Genomic DNA, 25,470 nt, shown 5'->3' with positions numbered 1-25,470 from the left:
TCGGTATCGGAATCCAGGACATGGCGTACGGCTACATCAATCAACAGGCTTTACCGTACGCATTTTTGAAATCACAGCTGTGGCATGCAGGTTTGTTGCAGGGCCGAGATCATTTCGATGTGCTGAACCAACACCTGAGCCACGGATTGGTGAGGCCGGGTGAGTTGGTGATCGTTCCAGAAGCGTCCGGTGCCCATTGCACAATCGAAGAAGCCTGGTTGATGCGCCATGCGGAAAAGATTAGTCGCCAGTTGGACCAGAATATGTCTCTCGATGGAGCTGGAAATAAAAATTATGACCTGGCGCAGAGCATTCTGGGGTATGGCTCGATTGGGATAGGCAGTGCGACATCGGCTTGGAGCCGACACCTGAGGGAGGTCGCAAACACCTTGGAGGAAGTCGAGCAATTGCATCGACAATTGAAGGACGGTGGACTGGACAGAGAGACGTTTATACGCCAACGCCAACGGATGTTTGACGTTTTGCATTCGCAACTGCAAGGGACTGCACGATTTGGCTCGGGGTTGCGTGGCAATCAATCGCTGAAGGGAACGCTTGGGATCTCGACCAAAAGCTATCTGCATCAAGGCGAGATTGCGGGGTATGCGCAGCGGGTTCACACAATTACGCAGATGTCGAAATGGTTGAAGCAAGGTACGTATCTTGGGATGGCGTTGGATGTGGGCGTGGCGGGTCTGGAAATCAAGGAGGCGTGTGTGGCGGGAAGGGAGGTGCAATGCAAAAGAGCGAAGTATGTGGAGACGGGAAGGTTGGTGGGTGGGGTGGTAGGGGCTGCTGGCGCAGGGGGGCTGGGTGCTGAATTAACACGCCGTGCATGCAACATTTTTCTAGGTGTCGCGACGAGAGGATCCGGTGCTCTGGCCTGCGCAATCATTGGGGGCGCGACGGCAGGGTATCTAGGAGGTAAGAAGGGCGGGGATGGTGGGGCGTTCCTGGGTGGAAAAATCATAGAGAACGACGGTGATTTGATATTCCAGCCAGGGGGGGCTTAAGCATGGATTTTTTTCTCGCCTATACCGCTGTGATGGTTATCGGGACGTTTGTGGTTTTGGGACTGATACTTTTTGTCGAACGAACAAAACTCGACGAGATGGAAGGTTACTTCAGTGAAAACGTGCAGGTCCGTGAATATCAGCAACGCTGGGGACGAAACCAGCGGTTTATCAGGTTTCATCGTATGTGTCTGATGATTGATATCCTCCGCGAGCCAGAACGCTCCGTAAAAGAAGGCTTTATGACTGAGGCAGAGTTAGCCGCCATTCCGTCAGCGCTCAAGCGTTGGGCTGTCTGGCCCTATCGTCTTGCGATGATTTGGGCTATCAGTTGGGGCTATTGGTGCACCTGGCTTTAGAGGACCTGAATTCCTGGAGCTCACATTATAAAAAAATACTGTACATCCATACAGCATTGTCCTACAGTCCATCCCAGGTGACCGGATGTCACCGGTTACCTGAGCTTCAATTTTTTAACTATGGATGGATAAAAAATGAAATCGAAAAAAGCCTTTATGCTGGGCGCGGCCATGGCGGCCTCCTGCTTCGTTTCGGCCTTCGCCCTGGCCGAGCAAGCCCCGCTGAAACTCAGTGCGCAGACGGTCAAACAGGCCGTGGATAAAGCGTTGAAACCCGGCGGTACGTTGGAAAAAAACAGCCTGTCGGATGCACTCAAGCAAAAGCTCAATGCGGCCAAGGCGGGGCAGACCAAGGTCGTCAAGAGCAAACCAGTGGCCAGCAATGTGGCGGTTGACACCAAGATCAGCGAGCTGCAAAAACCTGACCCGGCGCAAATGAAACAGGCTGCGATCGCTGAATTCACGCCGCTGTTTCCGACCCTGGATATCAATACCCTCTACACCCTCACCGGGGTAGAGACCGGCGCGCAAATCGCTTACCACTTCAACCTGCCGAAAAACTCGCGAATCCAGGTGCAACTGCTGAACCAGAGCGCCGGTACGGACATGTCGTTGACCCTGTTCCACGACGACGGCCAGGGTAACCTGACGCCACTGGGCACTTCTGATAACCCTGGCAGTGCCGATGAATACCTCAACGGCGTGTTGCCGGCCGGTGACTACTACTGGTTCATGGTGGCCAATACCGCGAGTAACGCGCAGTTCAGTTTCGGCGTGGCGGTGGACAGCAACATTGATGCCTACGAGCCCAACGACACCGAGCAAACCGCGTTCGCGCTGCCGGATGCCTTGAACCAGGTGACTGGTAACCTCGACAGCGTCAATGACGTGGATTACTTCTCCTTCGTCTCGTTGCGTGGCCAAGGTGTGGGCATGTTCCTGGGCGATGACGGTGCGGGCACGCGTAACCAGTGGATCTTCGAACGGTTCGATGGCACCAAGTGGGTGGAAGTCCCGCAGGGCTCCACCTCCACCTATCCCAACCTGACGCCGGGCTACACGGTCAAGGTGCGTGTACGGGCCAATCCAGCGGTGGCACTGAACCCTCAGGCTCAATACAAGCTGACCCTCGGTTCGGCGCCACGCCTGAACCAGCACAATGTGAACGGCGATAACGTGGTACGCATCCCCAGCTCGATCTTCCAACTGGCCACCCAGGCGGCCCGCAATCTGAGCTGGAGCACCCAGTGGTCAGACAGCACTGGCGAGCCCCTGCGCGGCGTCACCCCTGTACTGCGTGTCGACAAGCATTTTGGCGCCACTTACAACTGGGTCGACTATGAGGCCAAGACCGGCATCACCGGTGCAGCCTCGGGGAATGTCGCGCTGGGCACCTGCTCTGGCGACTACAAAGTGCGGTACCCGGACAGCGCCTCGGGCCAGACCTACAACTGGGAAACCTGGTTCAACGAGGGCGGCTGGCGCATCGAGCTCAGGGAGTTCCCTGGTGTGGGCGTGGGTGGCAATAACGTCCAATACGTCAGCCTCGGCCACATCTGCAGCCAGACCATCGTGCACTGATTGATCTATGTGTGTGAAGCGGGGGGCAGTCCAGTTGGACTGCCCCTTTTTTTTACCGTGGGTTCCCAATGCAAAGTGCCAAACAGATAGTCCATCAACGGCAGCACGATATTGAAATTACGCCCCTGCATCAGCTCGCGACGGTGGTGCAGGGCGTGCAGGCGGTGCATCTGGCGAATCCATGGCAGACGCGCCACCGCGTGTTCAGCGGGCAAGTGTTCGCAGGCGTGGAACACTTCGTAGAGCAGGTAGCCGAGGATCATGCACCCGGCAAACAGCCCGGCGACGTTGGGGCTCAATTGCTTGAGCAGCCACCAGGCGGGGAGGGTGATGACCAGGCTGTGCAGCACAATCAGCCAGGCGGGGAACAGAATGACGCGCCAGTCCCGGGGGCTGTCGTAGGTCATGTGCCCAGGGGTGAAGAAGCTGTGGTGGTCGCCGGTGTGGCGTGCGTAGAACAGCCGAGCGAACCCATGTTTGTGATGGCCGAGGTGGCGGTGAACGAGGTAGATGCACAGGTTGAAGAACACCAGGGTCAAGGGCACGGTCAGCCACTCTAGCGCGGTGATGTCGGCGGTGGCGGACCAGGCCAGGGTCATGCAGGCGATGCCGTAGCCGAGGACGAACATGGCGTGCAGCCAGGGGTTGTAGTGGCGGTGCACGTTGGTGCGGTAGTGGGCGCGGAAGGTTTCGGTGGGGTGGGGCATGGTGGGCTGCTCGGTCTTTTTGTCAGGGACTGAGCTTAGTGGATGGGGCGCAATGTGCGAGTTTTTGCTGGGGATTTGCGCCAGTGACGGCGAGCCAATGTGGGAGGGGGCTTGCCCCCGATGGCGGAATCTGAGTGATACATCAGTGACTGACCCACAGCTATCGGGGGCAAGCCCCCTCCCACATTTTGATCAAGACCGACCAGTGGAGGCTTGCGCAGGTCCGATTTACTTGTTAGTTTCTGGCGAAATGTTAACGATAACATTTGCTCTAAAAATAAAAACAAAACAGAGACCCACGCCATGAAAATGCTCCCGAAGACCCTGTGTTTACTGGCTGCCGGCATCACCCTCGGCACTCAGGCATTTGCCGCCACGTCACCTGCGCCCATCCGCATCGGTGCGTCGTTCCAGGAAATCAATAACCCCTATTTCGTCACCATGAAAAACGCCCTGGAAGAAGCCGGCGCGACCATCGGTGCAAAGCTCATCATTACCGACGCTCGCCACGACGTGTCCAAGCAGGTCAGTGATGTCGAAGACATGCTGCAAAAAGGCATCGATATTCTGCTGATCAACCCTACCGATTCGGTCGGTGTGCAATCGGCCGTGAAGTCGGCCCATGCCGCGGGCGTCGTGGTGGTGGCGGTGGACGCCCAGGCGGACGGCCCGCTGGATTCGTTCGTCGGCTCGAAGAACTTCGACGCCGGCTTCCAGGCGTGTGAATACCTGGCGAAAAACATCGGTGACAAAGGCAATATCGCCATCCTCGACGGCATTGCCGTGGTGCCGATCCTCGAACGTGTGCGCGGTTGCAAAGAGGCGGTGGCCAAGCACCCGGACATCAAGATCGTGAGCATCCAGAATGGCAAGCAGGAACGTGACCAGGCGCTGACCGTCACCGAAAACATGTTGCAGGCCCAGCCCACCCTCAAGGGCATTTTCAGCGTCAATGACAACGGCTCCCTCGGTGCACTCTCGGCCATCGAAGCCAGCGGCATGGATGTGAAACTGGTCAGCGTCGATGGCGCGCCGGAAGCGATCAAGGCGATCCAGAAGCCCGGCAGTCATTTCATCGCCACCTCGGCCCAATACCCCCGTGACCAGATCCGCCTGGCTTTGGGCATTGCCCTGGCCAAGAAGTGGGGCTCGCAAGTACCCGCCACCATTCCAGTGGACATCACCCTGATCGACCAGGCCAAGGCCAAGGATTTCAGCTGGTAAACCCCTCAAGCCCCGCGCTCGCCGTGGGGCCAGGCAAACCTTCTGAACGCGAGGTCGGCGGTATGAGCAGTCTTCTGAAGCTGGAAAACATCTGTAAGCGGTACCCGGGCGTGCAGGCCCTCAAGTCGATCAACCTGCAAGTGGAGCGCGGCGAAATCCACGCCTTGCTTGGGGAAAACGGCGCGGGTAAATCCACCCTGATGAAGATCCTCGGCGGTGTCGAGCATCAGGACGAAGGGCAGATCCTCATCGATGGCCAGGCCCGGCAATTTGCGACTTACCGTGACGCGATTGCCGCCGGTATCGGCATCGTGTTCCAGGAATTCAGCCTGATTCCCTACCTCACAGCCGTAGAAAACATCTTCCTCGGCCATGAGTTGAGCAACCGTTTCGGCCTGTTGCGCAAGCGCGAGATGGCCGTGGCGGCGCAGGCGTTGTTCCAGCGCCTTGGGGTGAGCATCGACCTGCATTGCGCGGTCAAGCACCTGAGCGTAGCTGAGCAGCAGTTCGTCGAAATCGCCAAGGCCCTGGCTCTGGATGCGCGCTTGCTGGTACTCGATGAACCGACCGCAACCCTGACCCCCAGCGAAGCCGAGCTGCTGTTCGAGATCATGCGCGAACTCAAGCGCCAGGGCGTGGCGGTGATTTTTATCTCGCACCACCTGGAGGAGATTTTCCAGGTGTGCGACCGCATCAGCGTGTTGCGCGACGGCGGCAATGTGGGCGTTACCGATGTGGCCGACAGCGATATCGACCGCCTGGTGGAGATGATGGTGGGGCGGCGCCTGGCATGCAGTTTCCCACCCAAGCCCACCGGCGAGCGCGGCCCGCTGTTACTGGAGGTCAAGGACATCCAGTTGGTACGCAACGGCCCGCATAACAGCTTTCAACTGCACAAGGGCGAGATCCTCGGCTTCGCCGGGCTGGTGGGCTCGGGCCGCACCGAACTGGCCCTGGGCATGATGGGCGCGCTGGCGTCGGTGAGCAAAGAGGTGTGGCTGCGCGGCGAAAAAATCAGCCTCAATGACCCGGCCGAGGCACTCGCCCATGGCATCGGCCTGCTGCCGGAAAGCCGCAAGAGCGAAGGGCTGATCACCGATTTCAGCATTCGCGAAAACATCTCCCTGAACAACCTGCCCAAGTACCAGAACGCCAGCGGGCTGATCGACACGGCCAAGGAATGCGCCAGCGTCGAAGCGCTGATGCGCCAGCTGTCGATCAAGGCGCCCAGCGGCGAAAGCCGGGTGCTTAACCTCAGCGGCGGCAACCAGCAAAAAGTCGTGATCGCCCGCTGGATCAACCACCACTGCGATGTGCTGGTGTTCGACGAACCCACACGCGGTATCGACGTCGGCGCCAAGGCGCAGATCTACGCCTTGATGCGCAGCCTCACCGAACAGGGCTACGCCATCATCATGATTTCCTCCGAACTGCCCGAAGTCATCGGCATGTGCGACCGCGTCGCGGTGTTCCACAAGGGCGCGATCGTCAAGGTGCTGGAAGGGTCCGCCGTCAATCCTCAAGAGGTCATGCGCCATGCAACAGGGGGCTCAAGTGAATACGTCCATTAACACCGCAGGCACCAGCCGCTTGCGCCTGAACCTGGCGCGGCTGCTGCGCTCGCCGGCGTTTTATCCGTTTGTCGGGCTGGTGGTGGTGACCCTGGTGATGATCCTTGCCAGCGACACGTTTCTTACCACCAGCAACCTGTCCAACATCGCCCGCCAGGTGTCGATCAACGCGATTATCGCGGTGGGCATGACCTGCGTGATTCTCACCGGTGGCATCGATTTGTCGGTGGGGCCGGTGATGGCGCTGTCCGGCACCTTGACTGCCGGGCTGATGGTCGCGGGTGTGCCTCCCGGCCTGGCGATTGGCGCCGGGTTGCTGGTGGGCGTGGCGTTCGGCATCGGCAACGGCTTGTTCGTGGCTTACCTGCACATGCCGCCGATCATTGTCACCCTGGCGACCATGGGCATCGCCCGTGGGTTCGGGCTGATGTACACCGACGGTTACCCGATTTCCGGGTTGCCGGAGTGGTTTGCCTTTTTCGGTCGCGCCAGTGTGTTCGGCATGCAGGTGCCGATCCTGATCATGCTGCTCACTTACCTGGCGGCCTATGTGCTGCTGCAACACACGCGCATCGGCCGCTACATCTACGCCATCGGTGGCAATGAAGAAGCAGTGCGTTTGTCCGGGGTGCGCGCAGCGCGCTTCAAGCTGCTGGTGTATGGCATCAGCGGCTTCACCGCGGCGATTGCCGGGTTGGTGCTCACCTCGCGCCTGATGAGCGGCCAGCCGAATGCCGGCGTGTCGTTTGAGCTGGATGCGATTGCCGCCGTGGTGCTTGGCGGCGCGTCGATTGCCGGCGGACGCGGGGTGATCGTCGGTACCTTGCTCGGCGCCATGCTGCTGGGCGTGTTGAACAACGGCTTGAACATGCTTGGCGTATCGCCTTACGTGCAGAGCGTGATCAAGGGCGGGATCATTTTGCTGGCGATCTTTATCAGCCGTCAGCGCCATCGATAAATACCTCATCACACAGGACTGAACACCATGGACAAGCACACCCACATGCAAGCCGTCGTCTGCCACGGCCCGAAAGACTACCGCCTGGAACGCATCGGCAAGCCCCAGGCCCGCGCCAATGAGCTGGTGATCCGCATCGCCGCCTGTGGCATCTGCGCCAGCGACTGCAAGTGCCACTCGGGCGCGGCGATGTTCTGGGGTGGCGACAACCCCTGGGTCAAGGCGCCGGTGGTGCCCGGCCACGAATTTTTCGGCTACGTGGTGGAAGCGGGCGAGGGCGCCGAGGAGCACTTTGAGGTCAAGGTCGGTGACAAGGTCATCGCCGAACAGATCGTGCCCTGTGCCAAGTGCCGCTTCTGCAAATCGGGCAAATACTGGATGTGCGAAGTGCACAACATCTTCGGCTTCCAGCGCGAAGTGGCCGAAGGCGGCATGGCCCAGTACATGCGCATCCCCAAGACTGCCATCGTGCACAGGATTCCCGAGGCAGTGTCCCTGGAGGATTCGGCGCTGGTGGAGCCGATGGCCTGCTCGATCCATACCGTCAACCGTGGCGATATCCAGCTCGACGACGTGGTGGTGATTGCCGGCGCGGGCACCCTCGGCCTGTGCATGGTCCAGGTGGCGGCGCTGAAGACCCCGAAAAAACTGGTGGTGATCGACATGGTCGACGAGCGCCTGGAACTGGCGAAAAAATTCGGCGCCGATGTGGTGATCAACCCGGCCCGTGACAATGCTCGCGAGATCATCAACGGCCTCACTGACAACTACGGCTGTGACGTCTACATCGAAACCACCGGCGTACCGGCCGGCGTCACTCAAGGCCTGGACCTGATCCGCAAGCTCGGGCGCTTCGTCGAGTTCAGTGTATTTGGCGCCGAGACCAGCGTCGACTGGTCGATCATCGGCGACCGCAAGGAACTCGACGTGCGTGGTGCGCACCTTGGGCCGTATTGCTACCCGATCGCCATCGATCTGTTCGAACGCGGCCTGGTCACCTCCAAAGGCATTGTCACCCATGATTTCCCGCTGGACGACTTCGCCGAAGCCTTCGAGCTGGCCAACTCCACCAAGTCGATCAAGGTGCTGTTGAAGCCGGTGCTGCCCGCCCATGAGTAACGGCATGCACTACGTCATGGGTGTCGACATCGGCACCCAGAGCACCAAGGCGCTGTTGGTGGATGCCCAGGGCACGATCATCGCCCAGCACAGCCAGGGCTATCGCGTGGATACCCCGAAAGTGCGCTGGGCCGAGCAATGGCCGCAGGTGTGGCTGGATGCAGTCGAGGCGTGCGTGGCCCAGTGCATGACCAAGGCCGACGTGCCGGCGCAGCAGGTCAAGGCGCTGTGCATCAGCAGCCTGTACGGCGGCTCGGGGATTGCCGTGGATGCACAGATGACGCCGCTGCACCCGTGCCTGATCTGGATGGATCGCCGCGCCGGCGAGCAGGTCGAGTGGGTGCGTGAGCACGTGGACCTGGACCGGCTGTTTGCGGTGACCGGCAACTCGGTGGACAGCTACTACGGCTTCACCAAGATGCTCTGGCTCAAGCAGCATCAGCCGCAGGCGTGGGCGAACACCCGCTACCTGTTGCCGCCCAACAGCTATATCAACTGGTGCCTGACCGGTGAGCTGGCGGTGGACCACAGCAGCGCCGGCAATATCGGCGGGGTATATGACGTGGCCCAACGCGGCTGGTCCGAAGAGATGCTCGCGGCGCTGGAAATCCCCCTGGCCATGATGCCCGAGCGCCTGTTGTATTCCGGCGAGGTGGTGGGTGGGCTGTTGCCGGACTGGGCGGCGCGCCTGGGTTTGCAGGCGGGCATGCCGATCCTTGCCGGCGGTGTGGACGCGGCCATGGCCACCCTGGCCGCAGGCGTCACCCAGCCGGGCAATCATGTGGCAATGATCGGCACCAGCATGTGCTGGGGTTACCTCAACCAGCAGGTGGATGCCCGCCATGGCTTGGTCAGCATGCCCCATGTCTACAACGGTCACCGCGACCTGTACATCTTCGGCGGCGCGATCACCGCCGGGGCCTCGGTCAGCTGGTTTCGCGAGCAGTTCTGCCAGGCCGAAGAGCAACAGGCCCAGGCGACGGGGCGAGACAGCCTGGTGCTGCTGGAGCAGAGCGCGACGAAGATTCCGGCGGGCAGTGAAGGCCTGTTGTTCCTGCCGTACCTGATGGGTGAGCGCAGCCCGGTATGGGACGACCGCGCCAGCGGCAGTTTTGTCGGGCTCAACCTGTATCACAGCCGCATCCACCTGTATCGCGCAGTGCTGGAAGGGGTGAGTTTTGCCCTGCGCCACAATATCGAAGCGGGCACCCAGGGCGCACACTCCCTGGATCCGCGCTTGATTGTAGTGGGCGGGGCGAGCCATTCGGACCTGTGGATGCAGATTATTGCGGATGTCACTCGCTACCCCGTCTACACCATTGTTCAAGAGGTTGAAGCGGCCCTGGGCGCGGCGTTATTGGCGGCGCATACGGTGGGGTTGGTGAGTGATGAAGCCATGGACACGGGCTGGGTGAAACTGGAGCAACGGGCGCAGCCCAAGCGCGAGAATGTCCTGGCCTATGATCAAGCGTTTGCCGAGTACCTGAAGCTATACCCGGCGCTGAAACCGATCATGCACAACCTGCAAGTTACCTGATTCAACACAGAAAAAATGTGGGAGGGGACAAGCTCTCTCCCACAGTGGATCTTCATTGTTCTTGAGATTTTTATCTATGAACGCAGTCTTCAACTTCACCCACCACCGCATCCTCGTCACCGGCGCCAGCAGCGGTATCGGCCGGGAAATCGCCCGGCAGTTGATTGCCAGCGGCGCCGAAGTCTTTGCCCTCGGCCGCGACGCCCAAGCCTTGGCCGAACTGGGCTGCCACTCCCTCTGTGTGGACATTGCGGACAGCGCGGCCCTCGATAAAGTGCTGCAAGACCTGCCGCCCCTGCACGGCCTGGTCAATTGCGCCGGCATCTCGCGCCTGGAGCCCGCCGCTGCCATCAGCGCAGACGCCTTCGACCAGGTGATGCACGTCAACGCTCGTGCTGCCGCCCAGGTGGCCAGCCGTGTCGCGGCCAAGATGATCGCGGCGGACATCGCCGGCCGTATCGTCAATGTGTCCAGCCAGGCGTCGTTGGTGGCGTTGGATGACCATCTCGGCTACTGCGCCTCCAAGGCGGCCCTGGATGCAATCACCCGTGTGCAATGCGCCGAATGGGGGCGGTTTGGCCTGCGCGTCAACAGCGTCAACCCCACCGTGACGCTGACGCCGATGGCAAGCATGGCCTGGTCCGACCCGGCCAAGCGCGACCCGGCGTTGGCGGCGATCCCCCTGGGGCGTTTTGCGCAACCGGCGGAAGTGGCGTTGCCGGTGCTGTTCCTGCTGAGCGATGCGGCGAGCATGATCAGCGGCGTGAGTTTGCCTATCGACGGTGGCTACACCAGCCGCTAGCCGTTTTCCAATTGCCCGGCGATCACAACCTTGTCCCGTGGCTTGTAGGGATCTTCCAGCCGGTCGAGCAGCAGGCGTACCGCGCTGCTGCCGGCCAGGGAGGCATCGTGGGCCACGCAGGCGATGGGCACGCCAAAGATATCGGCGAAGGGCAGGCGGTCGATACCGCAGATGGTCAGGCTGTCGTGGGGGATGTCGTGCATGCGCAATGCGCGCAAGGCTCCCAGGGTAATCAACTGGTTGAAACCCATGATCGCTTCCGGCGCCGAGTGGGTGGCCAGGTAGTCGAGGGTGTGCAAATACGCCGGCATCAAGGTGTAGTCGCCGGCCTGCACCTCGACCTGAATGTGCGGGTGTTCGGCCAGCACTTCGCGCAGGCCCTTGAGGCGCTCCACCGTGATACGCGAATGCTCGGGGCCGGTCAGCACCAGCAGGCGCCTGAAGTTCGGGGTCTGGCGCAGCAGGTAGTGTGCTGCTTGCAGGCCGCTGTGGTAGTTGTCCAGCACCACGCGGCTGAACGGGCTGTCGTGGATCGTGCGATCAAGCAGCACCACCGGGGTCTTGCCATTGCCCAGGCGTTCCAGGTAATCGGGCTGGTAGCTCGGTTCATCGGAGACCGGCGACAGGATGATCCCCGCCACGCGGTAGCCCAGCAGGGTATCCACCGCTTTGCTCTCGAGTTCCTCCAGCTCATCGGTGTCCACCAGCATGATGGTGTAGCCGTGCTTTTTCGCCTCGCGGGAAATCGCCTTGATCATCTCGCTGTAGAACGGGTTGTCCACCGACGCGGTAATCACCCCGATGATCAGGCTCTCACTGCGCTTGAGCCCACGGGCGAAGGCGTTGGGCACATAGTCCAGCTCCCGCGCTACCTCTAGGATGCGCGCCAGGGTGGCGGGTTTGACCAGGTCGGGTTTGCTCAGCGCCCGGGACACCGTGATGGTGGTCATGCCGACGCGTTTGGCGATGTCGCTGATGGTGACGGACTTTTTCTTGTTCATCGGTAAGGCTGCAAAAGGACACACCCGCAGGCTAGCATGCGCGGCGGCATCCGGTGCTTCAAATCAGCGGATCCCAGCGTTGCGACCAGTCACTTTCAGCCTTGACCACTTCGCGCAGCAGCGCCAATGCCTGTTGCAGCACCGCCGAGTCCCGCGCCCGTGAATACACAAGATAGGTAGGGAAACTGAATTCCGGGGCCTTGGCCACCCGCTGCATCACGCCGCTGTCCAGGTAGCTTTGCACCACCCGCGTACGGAAGTAGCCGGCACCGCCATTTTCCAGGATGTACTGCAACGCCAACGGCCCGAGGTTGAAGCTCAGCGCGGCGCGGGCCTTGTCGGGCAGGGCGGCGTCATGTTGCTGGCGAAAACCCTGGCCCCAGTCGATATATACGTAGGGCTCGGGTTTGCTCGCCAGTTGCACCAGGATCAGTTTTTCTTCCAGCACTTGCTCCACTTGCAAGCCCGGCCAGTATTGCGGCTGGAACACCAGCGCTGCGTCGAGCACACCCAGTTCCAATTGGCGCAGAAGGTGTTCACCCTCGCGGATTTCGGTGCGCAGGGCATGCCCGGGGATATGTTCGCGCAGCGCCTGAGCCCAGCCGAGCATCAACGGGTTGCACAGGCTCACCTCACCGCCGATATGCAGCACATTGCGATAGCCATCGGGCAACGGCAGATCACGGCGTGCAGCCTCCCAGGTTTGCAGCAGCTGGTTGGCGTACACCACAAAGGCTTCGCCATCGGCGGTCAGGCGCGCACCGGCACGGTTGCGGATAAACAGCGTGCTGCCCAGCTGGCTCTCCAGGTTCTTCACCCGGGCGGTGATGGCGGTCTGGGTGACGTGCAGTTTCTCGGCCGCTGCGGCCAGGCTGCCGCAGCGCGTGATTTCCAGGAAGGTGCGTGCCAGTTCGATGTCCATGAAGCCCCCCGGAAGATGAATGGAGGGCATTGTAGTGGAATGCGGTAAAACTGTGGGAGGGGGCTTGCTCCCGATGAGGGAGTTTCAGCAAATGCAGCGGTGACTGACTCGCCGCCATCGGGAGCAAGCCCCCTCCCACCGGTTCAACTGAATTTCAGCTCAGGGTTTCAGGTGCTGCCAAATGCTCGGTAGGGAATGCCTTTGCATACGCGTGGCAAACCCTCAACACCTGCTCATCGGCAAACCGTGCGCCCACCACATGCAGCCCCACCGGCAGCCCATTCGCCGCCAATCCACAGGGCACCGACGCCGCTGGTTGCTGGGTCAGGTTGAAGGGGTAGGTAAACGGCGTCCATTCCATCCATTCGTTCATCCCCGAACCCGGCGGTACGTTGTGCCCGGCTTCGAACGCGGTAATCGGCATCATCGGCGACACCAGCACGTCGTAGTGCTCATGGAACGCCGCCATGCGCGCAACCAGTGCGGCGCGCGCTTCCAAGGCGACGTTGAAGTCATCCAGGCTCAGATGCTCGCCCCGTTGCGCAATACGCAGCAGCCCCGGGTCCAACAGTTGCTTTTGCGCGTCGCTCATGGAACTGGTCAGGCGTGCGGCGCCGGCGGCCCAAAGGGTGCTGAACACCTCAAGCGGGTCGCTGAAACCCGGGTCGATCTGCTCGACATGGGCGCCCAATTGCACCAGGCCCTCCACCGCCTGGGCGACGACCTTGGCGACTTGCGGGTCGACATCCACATAGCCGAACGAGGGGCTATAAGCCACGCGCAAGCCCTTCAGATCCGCCCCTGGGGTGAGCCAGGGCGTGGTCCTTGGCGCCCCGATCAGGCCATCGCGCACATCCATTTGTGCCACGGTTTGCAACATCAGCACGCTGTCTTCCACCGTGCGGGTCATGGGCCCCAGGTGCGACAGGATGGTCATGGAGCTGGCCGGCCACTGCGGCACATAACCGAAGGTCGGCTTGATCCCGAAAGTGCCGGTGAAGGCACAGGGGATGCGGATCGAGCCGCCGGCATCGCTGCCCTGGTGCAGCACACCCAGGTTCAGCGCCGCTGCCGCACCGGCGCCACCGGAGGAACCGCCCGCCGTGGTGCGGGTGTCCCACGGGTTGCGGGTGATGCCGTACATCGGGTTGTCGGTGACGCCTTTCCAACCGAACTCGGGGGTGGTGGTCTTGCCCAGCAGCACCGCGCCGGCCTTGCGCATGAAGTGCGAGAAGGGCGCGTCCACATCCCACGGTCCCTCGGCGGATGAGGTGCGCGAGCCCTTGCGCGTAGGCATGCCGAGGGTCAGGGTCAGGTCTTTGATCGACGCCGGCACGCCGTCCAGGGCGCCGCAAGGGGCACCTTTTAACCAGCGTTGTTCCGAGGCACGCGCCGCGTTCAATGCGCCTTGCGGGTCCACATGGCAGTAAGCGTTCACCACCGGGTTGTAGCGCTCGATGCGCAGCAACGCATCTTCGGTGACCTCCACCGGTGACAAGCTTTTGTCGCGAAAATGCTGCAGCAGTTGCACCGCTGTCAGTTGGCCAATCTCACTCATGCCAGATCCCCCTGTGCCGCATTGACCATGGCCCGCAGCAACACTGCGCAACCTGCCGCCAGGTCATCCGGTGTGGCGTTTTCGATTTCGTTATGGCTGATGCCACCTTCGCACGGCACAAAGATCATCCCGGCCGGGCCCAGTTCGGCGACGAAAATCGCGTCATGCCCAGCGCCGCTGACGATGTCCATATGGCTCAAGCCCAAGGCGCTCGCAGCCTCGCGCACGGCATTGACGCAGGTCGGGTGGAAGTCCAGCGGCGGGAAGTCGGCGGTGGGCGTCAGCTCAAAGGTCAAGCCGTGGCGGGCGGCCGTGGTTTCGATCACGCCGCGCACTTCATCGACCATGGCTTGCAATTTGTCGGCATGCAGGTGGCGCAAGTCGATGGTCATCTGCACCTGGCCGGGAATCACATTGCGCGAACCGGGGTGCAGGCTCAGGCAACCAACGGTGCCGCAGGCATGGGGTTGTTGCTGATGGGCGATACGGTTGACTGCGCTGACCACCTCGGCGGCGCCGACCAGGGCGTCCTTGCGCAGGTGCATCGGGGTGGGGCCGGCGTGGGCTTCGACGCCGGTGAGGGTCAGGTCGAACCACTTCTGGCCCAGGCAGCCCATAACCACGCCGATAGTGGTGGCCTGGTCTTCCAGTACCGGGCCCTGCTCGATATGCGCTTCGAAGTACGCACCCACCGGGTGGCCCAGCACTGCGCGCGAACCGGCATAGCCGATGCGCTGTAATTCGGCGCCCACCGAAAGGCCCTGGTCGTCGAGTTTGTCGAGGGTGTCCTGCAAGTCGAACTTCCCGGCAAATACCCCGGAACCCATCATGCACGGCGGGAAGCGCGAGCCTTCTTCGTTGGTCCACACCACCACTTCAATTGGTGCTTGGGTCTCGATCTGCAAGTCATTCAAGGTACGGATCACTTCCAGTCCGGCCATCACCCCGTAGCAACCGTCGAACTTGCCGCCGGTGGGTTGAGTGTCGATGTGGCTGCCGGTCATCACCGGGGGCAGGGCGGGGTTGCGTCCGGCACGACGCGCAAAGATATTGCCGATGGCGTCGACAGTGACGCTGCACCCGGCCGCTTCGCACCACTGCACAAACAGGTTACGGGCCTGGCGGTCCAGATCGGTGAGGGCCAGGCGGCACACGCCACCCTTGGCGGTGGCGCCGAGTCGGGCCAGGTCCATCAGCGATTGCCACAGGCGGTCGCGGTTGATCAGCGGGGCGTTGCTCTGGAGCGGTTGCGCAAAACTATTCATGGGCATTCTCCGGTCAGGCACTCAGGGCCAGATAGCGGTTCTTGATCGACGGGTCGGCACGGAAGTCAGCGGCGCTGCCCTCGTACACCACGCGGCCCTGTTCGAGTACGTAATGGCGGTCGGCGAGCTTGTCGCAGACCATCAGGTTCTGTTCCACCAGCAGCACCGGCAGGCCGTCGTCCTTGACCTTGCGCAGGATCTTCACCAGCTCGTCGACAATCACCGGGGCCAGGCCCTCGGTGGGTTCGTCGAGGATCAGCAGCTTGGGATCGTTCAGCAGGGCACGGGCGATGGCGAGCATCTGTTGTTCGCCACCGGACAACGCATGGCCGGCGTTTTTGCGCCGCTCCTTGAGGCGCGGGAACATGGCGTAGACGTCTTCCAACTGCCAGCGGCTGTTCTTGCGGGCGGCGATGCGCAGGTTTTCCTCAACGGTCAGCAGACGGAAAATCCCACGGTTCTCCGGCACCAGCGCCAAGCCCTTGCGTGCGATTTCAAAGATCTTCTGCCCCACCAGCGCCTGGCCGTTGAAGTGAATCTGGCCCTGGCGCGGGCAGATGATGCCCAGGATGCTGCGCAAAGTGGTGGTCTTGCCGGCACCATTGCGACCCAGCAGGGTCACCAGTTCGCCAGGGTTGACGGTCAATGACACGCCCTCCAGCACATGGCTCTTGTCGTAGTAGGAATGGATATTCTCGACGATCAGCATCAGGCGGCCTCCCCAAGGTACGCAGTACGCACACGCTCATCGGCTCGCACGAAATCCGGCGTGCCTTCCACCAGGATCTGGCCGTGGCTCATCACCGTGATGCGTTGGCTGATGGACATGACGATGCTCATGTTGTGTTCGATCAGCAGCACCGTGTGGTCGCGGCCCAGGTCGCTGATCAGTTGGGTCATGATCGGGATGTCGTCGATGCCCATTCCCGATGTGGGCTCGTCGAGCATCAGCAGTTTCGGTTTGGAACAGATCGACATGCCCACTTCCAGTACCCGCTGCTGGCCGTGGGACAACTCGCCGGCCAGGGTGTCGGCACGGGCGGTGAGTTGCAGGCGCTCCAGCACCTGGTCGGCCATCTCCAGGTGTTCGCGCTTGCTGTCCACACGGCGCCAGAAATTCAGGGCGCGCGCACCGTCACGGCCCTGGGCGGCCAGGCGCAGGTTTTCGCGCACGCTGAGGTTCTGGAACAGGCTGGTGAGTTGGAACGAGCGCGCCATGCCCAGGCCGACACGGGCGTGGGCCGGTTTGCGCATCAGGTTCTTGCCGTCGAAATGCATTGCTCCGGCGGTGGCCTGGCGTTCGCCGGTCAGGCAGTGGAACAGGCTGGTCTTGCCGGCGCCGTTGGGGCCGATGATGGTGTGGATGGTGCCGGCCTCGACCTTGAGGTTGACGCCATTGACTGCATGGAACGCGCCGTAGGCCAGTTCCAGGTTCCGGGTTTCCAGCAGGATGCTCATAGCTCTTGCTCCTTGGTGACGACGGCGGGTTTGCGGCTGCCGCGCACCTTCTCGAACAGCGACGCCAGGCCGCCCCACAAACCACCGCGCATGAAGATCACCACCAGGATCAGGATCACCCCCAGCAGCATCAGCCAGCGCGGCCACAGGTCGGAGAGAAAATCCCCCAGCAGCACGATGGAGCCGGCGCCGAGCAGGGAGCCGAACAGCGAGCCCGTGCCGCCGACAATGGTCATGATCAGGATGTTTTCGGACATCGCCAGGTCGATGTTCGACAGCGGCACAAAATGCAGCAACATGGCGTACAGCGCTCCGGCAATCCCGGTGACCGCGCCGGACAGCACGAACACCAGGATCTTGAAGTGCCGCGTGTCGTAGCCGATGGCCGAGGCGCGGGTTTCGTTTTCGCGGATCGCCATCAGCGTGCTGCCGAACGGCGAAGCGATCACCCGGCGTGCGCCGATAAAGATCAGCAGGAACAGCACCGCGACAAAACCATAGAAGGCCCGAGCGTCGGCCAGCGATAACAGCACGGTGTCACCGATACGGATTTCCGGGCGCGGCACGCTGAGCAGGCCGTTGTCGCCGCCGGTCCAATCGCTCAAGGTGTAGGCGACGAAGTAGGCCATCTGGCTGAACGCCAAGGTCAGCATCACGAAGTAGATGCCGGTGCGACGAATCGCCAGGGCGCCCACCAGCAACGCCAGGAAACCGCCGGCGATGGCGGCACCCAGCAGTGCGGTGAACAACCCCAGTTGCAGGTGAATCATCAGCAGTGCTGCGCAATAGGCACCGGCGCCAAAGAAGATGCCTTGGCCGAACGACAACAGCCCGGTGTAGCCCAGCAGCAGGTTGCACGCCAGGGCAGCCATGGCAAAGATCAGGATCTCGGTGGCCAGGGTCGCCGAGGGCAATAGCAACGGCAGGCCGACCAGCACCGCCAATACCCAAAGCAGCATGGCTTTGGATTGCGTCTTGGCAAACGGCAGGGGATTTTTCTCGCTCATTTCAGGCTCTCCCGAACAGGCCGTAAGGGCGCACTAGAATCACCACGGCCATCGCGCCGTAGATCATCAAGCTCGCACCCTGGGGCCAGAGTGTGGTCATCAGGCTTTGCACCACGCCCACCAGCAAACCGCCGACCAGCGCACCGCTGAAGGAACCCATGCCGCCGATCACCACCACCACGAACGCCACCCCGAGAATCTCCGGGCCGACAAAGGGCTGGGCGCCGCGCAACGGTGCGAACAGCACGCCGGCGACGCCGGCCAGGGCCACGCCGAGGGCAAAGGTCATGGAGAACAGGCGGAAGATGTTGGTGCCCAACAGCGACACGGTTTCGGTGCTCTCACTGCCGGCGCGCACCAGGGCGCCGAAGCGCGTGCGTTCCAGCAGCAGCCACAGGCCCAGGCCAACCAGCCCGGAAAACACGATGAGGAACAGGCGGTAGTAGGGGTAGACGAAATCCCCCACCACCAGCACGCCGCGCAGCAGTTCCGGTACGGCGACGCTCTTGCCCACCGGGCCCCAGATCATCACGCTGGCTTCCTGGATGATCAGTGCGATGCCCAGGGTCACCAGGATCTGAAACATGTGCGGCAAGTGGTAGATCCGTTGGATCAGCAAGCGCTCGATCACCCAGGCCAGCGCGGCGACCACCAGCGGCGCGATCAGCAGCGCCAGCCAGAAGCTGCCGGTGAGGCTCACGGCGGTGTAACAGATGTAGGCCCCCAGCAGGAAGAACGCGCCGTGGGCAAAGTTGACGAAGTTGAGCAGGCCGAAAATGATCGTCAGCCCGACCGCAATCAGGAAATAGATCATCCCCAGCCCAAGGCCGTTGAGGATCTGGAACAGGTAAAGATTAAGCATGCAGGAACCCTCGGCAGGACGCCGCTTACGCGGCCCTGCGCTACATATTCAGGGGATCAGCCGAGCGAGCAGCCCGTCGCCTCGACCGCAGGGAACGACTGGCCGGCGCTGAGCACTTTGGCCAGGTCGTCCTTGTCGGCCATGTCGCCGCTGGCCTTGCCGACCAGCAGGTAGTAATCCTTGATCACCTGATGGTCGCCGGCACGGATCGACTCTTTGCCGGTCGGGCCTTCGTAGCTCAAGCCCTGCATGGCCTTGGCCACGGTTGCACCGTCGAAGCTGCCGGTGGCAATGATGGTATCGAGCATGACCTTGGTACTGATGTAGTCGGCGGCCAGCGGGTAGGTGGGGTTGATCCCGTATTTGGCCTGGGTCAGCTTGACCAGTTCACGGTTGAGCGGGGTGTCGACCTGGTGCCAGTACTGCGCGCCGAGGTACACGCCTTCGAGCACATCGCTGCCCAGTTCCTGGAACTGATCGAGGCCGGCCGACCACACCAGCAGTACCTTCATGCGCTCCTTGATGCCGAAGTTCACCGCCTGGCGCAGGGTGTTGGACGACTGGCTGCCGAAGTTGAGCAGCACCAGCACATCGGGCCGGGTGGAAATGGCGTTGGTCAGGTAGCCGGAGAACTCCTGCTCCTGCAGCGAGTGATAGCTGTTGCCGACGTGTTCCAGGCCGTGCTCCTTGAGCACGTTTCTGGCGCCTTCGAGCAAGGCTTCGCCGAATACATATTGCGGGGTGATGGTGTACCAGCGCTTGGCGTCCGGCAGCAGCTTGATCAGCGGCACCATGGTTTCGCGGATCGCGCCGTAGGTGGGCACCGACCAGCGGAAGGTCGCCTTGTTGCAGTCTTTACCGGTGACTTCATCGGCGCCCACCGGGGTCATGAACACGCCGCCGACCTTGTCGACTTCCTTGGCCACCGCCAGGGCGGAGGATGACAAGGTGCAACCCTGGAAGAATCGCGCGCCGTCTTGCTGGATCGCCTCCTGCACCTTGCGCACCGCCTTGCCGGCGTTGCCTTCGGTGTCGATGACCTTGTAGTTCAGCGGGCGCCCGAGCAGCTCGGGGTGCTGGTCCACTGCCAGGCGCGAACCCATGTCGGCAAATTTGCCATAGCTGGCAAAGGCACCAGACATGGACTTGAGGCCGTAAAAGGTAAAGGGCTGGGCGGCGAATGCCGAACGCACGCTCAGCGGCAAGCTGAGGGCGGCGGCCGCGGTGAGGCTGGCTTTCAATAACGTACGACGCTGCATGGGGTGACTCCCTGGTTTAGTTATTGGCAGGAGCGGCAAGGGCGATACGGTGGTGCAAGGGCCTGTGGGCAGGCTTTTTATGGGATAACTCGATTCAGCGGGTGAACTCGGTAAAGTGTGGGAGGGGGCAAGCCCCCTCCCACATTGGATTGTCGGTGTACTTAAGAGTGATCGAACTCCAGAAGGAAGTGTGGGCTGACCTGGCCTTCAAGGGCGGTCATGTGGTGTTCGGCGTCGCACATATGTTCATGCATCAAGCTGCGCACCGCGCCCTCATCCCCTGCACGAAAGGCAATCAACAATTGCTTGTGATAGTCCAGGTTGGCCGCGTCGAACTGCTTGCGCTTGGGCTTGTAGGCTTTTTTCAGCACCACCAGGTCGCGCAGCAGGTCGTTGAGAAACTGCGCCATAAAGCTCAGCAGCGGGTTGGGGCAGGCCCTGGCCAGCAGGTTGTGGAATTCCAGTTCCGCCAGGCGCTGTTCGCGCTGGCCGGCTTCGCTGTCTTCGGGGGCGCTGCAGAAATCCACGTTGGCTTGCAGGGCTTGATAGTCGTTTTCGCTCAAGCGCCCGAGTACTGACACCGCCAGTTCCACTTCGATGACCTTGCGCAATTGATAGACCTGCTCGCCATCCAGATGCTGGAAGTGCAGGTAGTTGCGCAAGGCACGGCTGGCCGGCTCGGTGCCGGCCTGGTTCAGATAGGCGCCACCACTGGGGCCGGTGCGCGTACTCACCAGGCCCTCGACCTCCAGCGCCTTGAGCGCTTCACGGGCCGAGCCCTTGGAGCACTGGAAACTCTCCATCAGCTCGCGCTCGGTGGGCAGGCGGTCGCCGGGCTTCAAGGCATCGGTGACGATGGAGCGCTTGACCGATTCGACAATCACATCGGAAAGCTTCTGGCGTTTGCGGCGCAGCGGACGAGTCAGCATGGGTGCTATTTATCGTATTAATGCGGATAAATAGCACTTAATAACGATTGGGCTTGAGCGTCAACGCAGGGTGTCGTTTTCGGTGGCAACAGGTCGTAAATGTGCTGATCAACGCCAGGTGCCGAGGTCGAGGCAACGGGCGGACGGCGGTGGTTGTTTACCAAAGGCGAGGAAATCCCCCAGCCAGCGGCTGACACAGCCATCGGCGTTCGACTCCTTGAGCAGGAGTTGCTCGACGCCCATGGCGATAGGTTCGCCAGGCTCGACATTGATCAGCACCATGCGCGCCACGCGTTCGGGATACAGCGTGCCGTAGCGGCTGCCGAGGCGGGCGGCGGTGGCGTTGCCCAGGTAGTTGAGGCGTGCCTCGCCGAGTTGCACACGTACAAACTCCATGTCCCGTGCGGCTTGCTCGACCGCATTCATCTGCCGTAGGTCGCGGGCGCTCAGTTCGATGACGTCATAACGGTCAACCAATGTGCGATAGGCGCGGGTGGCAAGGGATTCCCAGCGGCTGGCCAGATGCAGGGCGAAAGGCGCTTCCCTGGCCGGAGAGGGCTCGCCGGCCTGGATAAACACCACACCTTCGCGGTCGAGCGGTTGCCGTGCGCCGACGCGGGTTACGCTCAGGCGTATACGGCCGCGCTCGGGAGCGGCATGGTCGCGGGGTACGCTGACCAGGCCGCATTGGGTGCGTTCTACGACCTCTGGGTCCAGGCGCGCCGTCGTGGGCAGGGGGCAGTCCAGCAGCCAGTCGATTGCAGTAGGGGCAATCAAGGGCTCGGCCAGCGCCAGGTTGGGTATCAGCCAGCAGCAGATGCAGGCCAGGCTTTTTACGAAAACGCTGGGTTTCATCAAAGAGGTCCCGGGCAGCCGTGTGATAACGGCTTTTTTACCAAGGACCTTGGGTTGGAAAATGTAAGGTGAAGAAACAGCTCGTGTATGAAATGAGAGTTTGTTTATCAGCTTTCGGTGTTCCAACCCCCCCCTAATGCCTTGTACAGGGCGATGCTGGCTTGCATGCGCGACAGGCGTAATTGCACGTTCAAGTCTTGGGCGGCGTACAGGGTGCGTTGGGTCTCCAGCACCGTGAGCAAGTCCTCGGCCCCGGCCTCATAGCGGCTTTGCGCAATCTGGAAGGCCGTCTGCGCCTGTTGCAACTCTTGGGTCTGCCATTGGCGTTGTTGGTCCAGGCGGGTGATGCTGCTCAGGCCTTTCTCTACATCGGCAAAGCCATTGATGATCGCCCCGCGGTAGGTTTGCAGCAGCTCATCCTGACGTGCCCGGGCCTTGTCGCGCTCGGCGCTTAAACGGCCGTTGTTGAAAATGGGTGCGACCAGGCCGGCGGTCAGGGTGTAGTAGGGGCTACGCAGGATTTGCCCAGCCTTGTAGGCGTCGGAGCCGAGCGTGGCGCCGAGGGTCACGGCGGGCAGCATGGCGGCGCGGGCCACGCTGACATCCGCCTGGGCAGCGGCCAGCTCGGCTTCGGCCTTGGCCAGGTCGGGGCGCCGGCTCAGCAGTTGGCTGGGCACACCCGGGCCGATCGCCGGCCAGGTAAGTGTCTGGAAGGCTTCATGGCCCAGGTCGAGGGCCTGCACCGGCTGGCCGAGGAGGGCGGCGAGGGTGATCCGCGCCTCTTCGGCCACCTGTTGGATCAGCGGCAATTGCCGTTGCTGGCTGGCCACCAGGCTCCTCTGCTGGGCCAGCTCCAGGGCGGTGGCAGAGCCTGCGTCGTAGCGGGTCTGCACCAGGCCGAGAACGTTGCGCGCATTGGCCAGGTTGAGTTCGGCAATGTGTTGGCGTTGCTGCGCGGCCAGGGTTTGCGCATAGCGGTCGGCCACGTTGCTGAGCAAGGTCAGCTCCACCGTGGCCTGGTCCGACTCACTGGCGCGCAGGCTGTACAGCGCGCTGTCGCGGGCGGCAGCGCGGCCGCCCCAGAAGTCCACTTCATAGCTGGCGCTGAAGTTGGCGCCGAAATTATTCACCGTTTCATCGCTTTGCGAGGCGTCCAGGTCAGGCCCGCCCTGGCCGCGCAGCAGCCTCTGGTGACTGCTGGCGAGGTTGAATTTCACCTCCGGCAACAATGGCGCGCCAGCGATCACTGCCGTGGCCTGGGCCTGCCGCACCCGGGCCATGGCGGCAGCCACGTCGAAACTGTCGCGCCGGGCCTGGTCGATCAGGCGGTTCAACGCCGGGCTGCCAAACTGCGTCCACCAGCGCTGGTTGGTGGCCTGGGTCGCCTCGCGTTCGGCGTATTGCCAGGCGGCGGGCGGGGCGATGCCGCTGTCGAGTATCGGCCGGTTGCCGTTACAGGCACTGAGCAGCAGGCATAGGCTGAGCGCTGACAGCTGCGCGGGAATGGATCGATTATTCACTGGTCAACGCCTTTACCGGATCGAGCCGGGCAGCTTTACGGGCCGGCATAAAGCCGAATACGACGCCGGTGACCAGTGCACAGCCAAACGCACCGAACACTGCCACCAGGGAAAACTGTACTGCCACCTCGGCCAGCACCAGCACGCCGCCCACCAGCAACGCCAGGGCGATACCGAATAGGCCGCCGACCACCGAGAGCAGCACTGCCTCGGTGAGAAATTGGCGCAGGATGTCGCGCTGGCGAGCCCCGGTGGCCATGCGAATTCCGATTTCACGGGTGCGCTCACGCACGGTCATCAACATGATGTTCATCACGCCGATACCGCCTACCAGCAGGGAAATCGCGGCAATCGAGCCGAGCATCAACGACAGTGAGTTCTGGGTCCGCGCTTCGGCCTGGATCATCGCGGCGTTGTTGGTCAGCTCGTAGTCGCGCTTGCCGTTGTGCAGCTTCAACATCAGTTGGTCGATCGCCACTTCGGCTTCATGCACCTTGCGTGCATCGGTGGTGGCAATCGCCACGTATTCGGGGTTGTAGCTGCCGAACAGACGGACACTGGCGGCGCTGTAGGGAATGGCGACACGATCGTCACTGTCCTTGTTGCCGGAGCTGGAGCCTTTTTCCGCGAACACGCCCACCACTTGGAACGGCACATTCTCGATCAGAATGTATTGGCCGATAGGGTTGGACACGTCCTTGAACAGTTTTTGACGAACACGCGCGCCGATTACTGCGACCGTTGCGGCAGCCCGTTCATCGGCCTCGGTGAAGTAGCTACCCTCGACCACTGGCCAGTTGAAGATGTGCGGGAAGTTGGTGTCGTTGCCACCCACGTAGGCCATGTAGTCGACATTGGCGAAGCGCACGCCGGCTTCGGCGCCGTTGACCGGCATGATGCGCTTGACCTGGGGCAACGCCGCCAGGGCCTCGACATCCTTGAGGGTCACGATACCCAGTGGCGTACGCGGGTTGGGCGAAGAGCCGCTGAGGTAGATGATATTGGAGCCGAACGCGCCCATCTGCGCCATGACCTGGCGTTTGCTGCCTTCACCCACTGCCAGCATCACCACCACCGACGCCACGCCGATGATGATCCCCAGCAAGGTCAGGGCGGTGCGGAAGCGGTTGATCCACATCACTCGCCAGGCGGCCTGCACCGCGTCCAGCAACTCGGCCTTCCATGCGCCGTTGTGCTCGGCGCCGTCGGCCAGGCGCTGGCGCAGGTCCACGGCATGCAGGGCGCCGGCCGCCAGGGCTGGCTTGACCGTGCAGGTGTCGGCCGAGTCGCTGATGATCTGGCCGTCGCGAATCTCGATGATACGGTTGGCCCGCGCCGCCACTTCGCGGTCGTGGGTGATCAGGATGACCACATGGCCCTGGCCCGCCAGTTCGTCGAGCAGGGTCATGACCTCGGCGCCGCTGTGGCTATCGAGGGCGCCGGTGGGTTCGTCGGCGAGGATGATATGGCCGCCGTTCATCAGGGCGCGGGCGATGGATACCCGTTGCTGTTGCCCGCCGGAAAGCTGGTGCGGGCGATTGCCGGTGCGTTCAGCCAGCCCCAGGCGGGTGAGCAGGGCGTTGGCGCGGGCATGCCGTTGAGCAGCGCTGATGCCGGCATAGATCGCCGGCATCTCGACGTTTTCCTGGGCCGAGCCTGAGGGAATCAAATGGTAGCCCTGGAACACAAACCCGAAGGCTTCACGGCGCAGCCAGGCCAGCTCGTCGCTGCCCAGGTGGGCGACGTTTTCCCCGGCGAACAGGTAGTCGCCTTCGGTCGGGCGGTCGAGGCAGCCAAGGATATTCATCAGCGTCGACTTGCCGGAACCGGAGGCACCGACAATGGCGACGAATTCCCCGGCATGGATCGACAGGTCGATGCCGCGCAACACGTCGACCTGCGGGCTGTCGCCGCCGCCGTAGGATTTGCAGATGTGCTTGAGTTCGATCAGCGGCGTGGCCAC

At 62.1% G+C, this 25,470-nt stretch carries 23 protein-coding genes; 9 read left to right on the top strand and 14 right to left on the bottom strand.

From position 1 onward, the window contains the following. Positions 1-20 precede the first annotated feature (20 nt). From ASD70_RS13085 to ASD70_RS13075, 3 genes are all read left to right on the top strand, one after another. A complete protein-coding gene (locus ASD70_RS13085) occupies positions 21-1,013 on the top strand; it encodes a hypothetical protein (protein ID WP_056846650.1) in 993 nt (330 codons plus the stop codon). A gap of 2 nt (positions 1,014-1,015) precedes the next feature. Further along, positions 1,016-1,372 (top strand): hypothetical protein, encoded by a 357-nt coding sequence (locus ASD70_RS13080; RefSeq protein WP_046068780.1) that lies wholly within the window; start codon positions 1,016-1,018, stop codon positions 1,370-1,372. Positions 1,373-1,507: 135 nt separating this feature from the next. Then, positions 1,508-2,953: a hypothetical protein gene (locus ASD70_RS13075; RefSeq protein WP_056846649.1), complete on the top strand. Its 1,446-nt coding sequence runs from the start codon at positions 1,508-1,510 to the stop codon at positions 2,951-2,953. Positions 2,954-2,958: 5 nt separating this feature from the next. Here the strand turns inward: ASD70_RS13075 and ASD70_RS13070 are convergent, their stop codons facing one another. Next, a complete protein-coding gene (locus ASD70_RS13070) occupies positions 2,959-3,660 on the bottom strand; it encodes a sterol desaturase family protein (RefSeq protein ID WP_056846648.1) in 702 nt (233 codons plus the stop codon). 303 nt (positions 3,661-3,963) lie between these two features. On the opposite strand from ASD70_RS13070, the gene ASD70_RS13065 reads away from it, so the two are divergent. From ASD70_RS13065 to ASD70_RS13040, 6 genes are all read left to right on the top strand, one after another. Continuing rightward, positions 3,964-4,884: a substrate-binding domain-containing protein gene (locus tag ASD70_RS13065; RefSeq protein WP_046068777.1), complete on the top strand. Its 921-nt coding sequence runs from the start codon at positions 3,964-3,966 to the stop codon at positions 4,882-4,884. Between the two features lie 62 nt (positions 4,885-4,946). Beyond that, positions 4,947-6,455: a sugar ABC transporter ATP-binding protein gene (locus ASD70_RS13060; RefSeq protein WP_056846647.1), complete on the top strand. Its 1,509-nt coding sequence runs from the start codon at positions 4,947-4,949 to the stop codon at positions 6,453-6,455. Continuing rightward, positions 6,421-7,413, top strand: coding sequence for an ABC transporter permease (locus ASD70_RS13055; RefSeq protein ID WP_046068775.1), 993 nt, complete (start codon positions 6,421-6,423; stop codon positions 7,411-7,413). Before ASD70_RS13060 ends, ASD70_RS13055 begins: the two co-directional genes overlap by 35 nt. 27 nt (positions 7,414-7,440) lie before the next feature. After that, complete coding sequence (locus tag ASD70_RS13050; protein ID WP_046068774.1) at positions 7,441-8,532, top strand: alcohol dehydrogenase catalytic domain-containing protein; 1,092 nt, start codon at positions 7,441-7,443, stop codon at positions 8,530-8,532. Between the two features lie 4 nt (positions 8,533-8,536). Continuing rightward, entirely contained in the window at positions 8,537-10,069 is a 1,533-nt protein-coding gene (locus ASD70_RS13045) for an FGGY-family carbohydrate kinase (RefSeq protein ID WP_056846646.1), read from the top strand. Between the two features lie 76 nt (positions 10,070-10,145). Continuing rightward, complete coding sequence (locus tag ASD70_RS13040; protein WP_046068772.1) at positions 10,146-10,871, top strand: SDR family oxidoreductase; 726 nt, start codon at positions 10,146-10,148, stop codon at positions 10,869-10,871. Here ASD70_RS13040 and ASD70_RS13035 read toward each other — a convergent pair. The 13 genes from ASD70_RS13035 to ASD70_RS12975 all read right to left on the bottom strand — a co-directional run bounded on the left by ASD70_RS13035 (position 10,868) and on the right by ASD70_RS12975 (position 25,470). Then, positions 10,868-11,872: a LacI family DNA-binding transcriptional regulator gene (locus ASD70_RS13035; protein WP_056846645.1), complete on the bottom strand. Its 1,005-nt coding sequence runs from the start codon at positions 11,870-11,872 to the stop codon at positions 10,868-10,870. The two genes, ASD70_RS13040 and ASD70_RS13035, sit on opposite strands and share 4 nt — an antisense overlap. Positions 11,873-11,930: 58 nt before the next feature. Continuing rightward, positions 11,931-12,794: a LysR family transcriptional regulator gene (locus ASD70_RS13030; protein ID WP_046068770.1), complete on the bottom strand. Its 864-nt coding sequence runs from the start codon at positions 12,792-12,794 to the stop codon at positions 11,931-11,933. Positions 12,795-12,948: 154 nt separating this feature from the next. Continuing rightward, the gene (locus ASD70_RS13025; protein ID WP_056846644.1) at positions 12,949-14,352 is read right to left on the bottom strand and encodes an amidase; all 1,404 of its coding nucleotides are present in this window, start codon (positions 14,350-14,352) and stop codon (positions 12,949-12,951) included. After that, entirely contained in the window at positions 14,349-15,617 is a 1,269-nt protein-coding gene (locus ASD70_RS13020; protein ID WP_056846643.1) for a Zn-dependent hydrolase, read from the bottom strand. The genes ASD70_RS13025 and ASD70_RS13020 overlap by 4 nt, the downstream gene beginning before the upstream one ends. 13 nt (positions 15,618-15,630) lie before the next feature. Beyond that, complete coding sequence (locus ASD70_RS13015; RefSeq protein ID WP_056846642.1) at positions 15,631-16,326, bottom strand: ABC transporter ATP-binding protein; 696 nt, start codon at positions 16,324-16,326, stop codon at positions 15,631-15,633. Next, positions 16,326-17,075, bottom strand: coding sequence for an ABC transporter ATP-binding protein (locus tag ASD70_RS13010; protein ID WP_056846641.1), 750 nt, complete (start codon positions 17,073-17,075; stop codon positions 16,326-16,328). Before ASD70_RS13010 ends, ASD70_RS13015 begins: the two co-directional genes overlap by 1 nt. Then, positions 17,072-18,082 (bottom strand): branched-chain amino acid ABC transporter permease, encoded by a 1,011-nt coding sequence (locus ASD70_RS13005; RefSeq protein ID WP_046068765.1) that lies wholly within the window; start codon positions 18,080-18,082, stop codon positions 17,072-17,074. The genes ASD70_RS13010 and ASD70_RS13005 overlap by 4 nt, the downstream gene beginning before the upstream one ends. Before the next feature lies 1 nt (position 18,083). Then, a complete protein-coding gene (locus ASD70_RS13000) occupies positions 18,084-18,944 on the bottom strand; it encodes a branched-chain amino acid ABC transporter permease (RefSeq protein ID WP_003215751.1) in 861 nt (286 codons plus the stop codon). 56 nt (positions 18,945-19,000) lie between these two features. Continuing rightward, the gene (locus ASD70_RS12995; protein ID WP_046068764.1) at positions 19,001-20,203 is read right to left on the bottom strand and encodes an ABC transporter substrate-binding protein; all 1,203 of its coding nucleotides are present in this window, start codon (positions 20,201-20,203) and stop codon (positions 19,001-19,003) included. A 161-nt stretch (positions 20,204-20,364) separates the two neighbouring features. Next, entirely contained in the window at positions 20,365-21,132 is a 768-nt protein-coding gene (locus ASD70_RS12990; RefSeq protein ID WP_056846640.1) for a FadR/GntR family transcriptional regulator, read from the bottom strand. A gap of 108 nt (positions 21,133-21,240) precedes the next feature. After that, a complete protein-coding gene (locus ASD70_RS12985) occupies positions 21,241-21,987 on the bottom strand; it encodes a hypothetical protein (RefSeq protein WP_056846639.1) in 747 nt (248 codons plus the stop codon). Positions 21,988-22,094: 107 nt separating this feature from the next. Then, entirely contained in the window at positions 22,095-23,507 is a 1,413-nt protein-coding gene (locus ASD70_RS12980; RefSeq protein WP_056846638.1) for an efflux transporter outer membrane subunit, read from the bottom strand. Then, complete coding sequence (locus ASD70_RS12975; RefSeq protein WP_046068760.1) at positions 23,500-25,470, bottom strand: MacB family efflux pump subunit; 1,971 nt, start codon at positions 25,468-25,470, stop codon at positions 23,500-23,502. The genes ASD70_RS12980 and ASD70_RS12975 overlap by 8 nt, the downstream gene beginning before the upstream one ends.

The organism is Pseudomonas sp. Root569 (assembly GCF_001427465.1).
In the GTDB taxonomy this organism is placed as follows: domain Bacteria; phylum Pseudomonadota; class Gammaproteobacteria; order Pseudomonadales; family Pseudomonadaceae; genus Aquipseudomonas; species Aquipseudomonas synxantha.
The sequence above is the reverse complement of the archived record's forward strand: the minus strand, read 5'-3'. Positions and strand labels throughout refer to the sequence as shown.

What these genes read in the sequence shown, in the direction of transcription:
- ASD70_RS13085 (WP_056846650.1), top strand. Translation starts at nt 21, where the DNA reads ATGGCGTACGGCTACATCAATCAACAGGCTTTACCGTACGCATTTTTG.
- ASD70_RS13080 (WP_046068780.1), top strand. Translation starts at nt 1,016, where the DNA reads ATGGATTTTTTTCTCGCCTATACCGCTGTGATGGTTATCGGGACGTTT.
- ASD70_RS13075 (WP_056846649.1), top strand. Translation starts at nt 1,508, where the DNA reads ATGAAATCGAAAAAAGCCTTTATGCTGGGCGCGGCCATGGCGGCCTCC.
- ASD70_RS13070 (WP_056846648.1), bottom strand. Translation starts at nt 3,660, where the DNA reads ATGCCCCACCCCACCGAAACCTTCCGCGCCCACTACCGCACCAACGTG.
- ASD70_RS13065 (WP_046068777.1), top strand. Translation starts at nt 3,964, where the DNA reads ATGAAAATGCTCCCGAAGACCCTGTGTTTACTGGCTGCCGGCATCACC.
- ASD70_RS13060 (WP_056846647.1), top strand. Translation starts at nt 4,947, where the DNA reads ATGAGCAGTCTTCTGAAGCTGGAAAACATCTGTAAGCGGTACCCGGGC.
- ASD70_RS13055 (WP_046068775.1), top strand. Translation starts at nt 6,421, where the DNA reads ATGCAACAGGGGGCTCAAGTGAATACGTCCATTAACACCGCAGGCACC.
- ASD70_RS13050 (WP_046068774.1), top strand. Translation starts at nt 7,441, where the DNA reads ATGGACAAGCACACCCACATGCAAGCCGTCGTCTGCCACGGCCCGAAA.
- ASD70_RS13045 (WP_056846646.1), top strand. Translation starts at nt 8,537, where the DNA reads ATGCACTACGTCATGGGTGTCGACATCGGCACCCAGAGCACCAAGGCG.
- ASD70_RS13040 (WP_046068772.1), top strand. Translation starts at nt 10,146, where the DNA reads ATGAACGCAGTCTTCAACTTCACCCACCACCGCATCCTCGTCACCGGC.
- ASD70_RS13035 (WP_056846645.1), bottom strand. Translation starts at nt 11,872, where the DNA reads ATGAACAAGAAAAAGTCCGTCACCATCAGCGACATCGCCAAACGCGTC.
- ASD70_RS13030 (WP_046068770.1), bottom strand. Translation starts at nt 12,794, where the DNA reads ATGGACATCGAACTGGCACGCACCTTCCTGGAAATCACGCGCTGCGGC.
- ASD70_RS13025 (WP_056846644.1), bottom strand. Translation starts at nt 14,352, where the DNA reads ATGAGTGAGATTGGCCAACTGACAGCGGTGCAACTGCTGCAGCATTTT.
- ASD70_RS13020 (WP_056846643.1), bottom strand. Translation starts at nt 15,617, where the DNA reads ATGAATAGTTTTGCGCAACCGCTCCAGAGCAACGCCCCGCTGATCAAC.
- ASD70_RS13015 (WP_056846642.1), bottom strand. Translation starts at nt 16,326, where the DNA reads ATGCTGATCGTCGAGAATATCCATTCCTACTACGACAAGAGCCATGTG.
- ASD70_RS13010 (WP_056846641.1), bottom strand. Translation starts at nt 17,075, where the DNA reads ATGAGCATCCTGCTGGAAACCCGGAACCTGGAACTGGCCTACGGCGCG.
- ASD70_RS13005 (WP_046068765.1), bottom strand. Translation starts at nt 18,082, where the DNA reads ATGAGCGAGAAAAATCCCCTGCCGTTTGCCAAGACGCAATCCAAAGCC.
- ASD70_RS13000 (WP_003215751.1), bottom strand. Translation starts at nt 18,944, where the DNA reads ATGCTTAATCTTTACCTGTTCCAGATCCTCAACGGCCTTGGGCTGGGG.
- ASD70_RS12995 (WP_046068764.1), bottom strand. Translation starts at nt 20,203, where the DNA reads ATGCAGCGTCGTACGTTATTGAAAGCCAGCCTCACCGCGGCCGCCGCC.
- ASD70_RS12990 (WP_056846640.1), bottom strand. Translation starts at nt 21,132, where the DNA reads ATGCTGACTCGTCCGCTGCGCCGCAAACGCCAGAAGCTTTCCGATGTG.
- ASD70_RS12985 (WP_056846639.1), bottom strand. Translation starts at nt 21,987, where the DNA reads ATGAAACCCAGCGTTTTCGTAAAAAGCCTGGCCTGCATCTGCTGCTGG.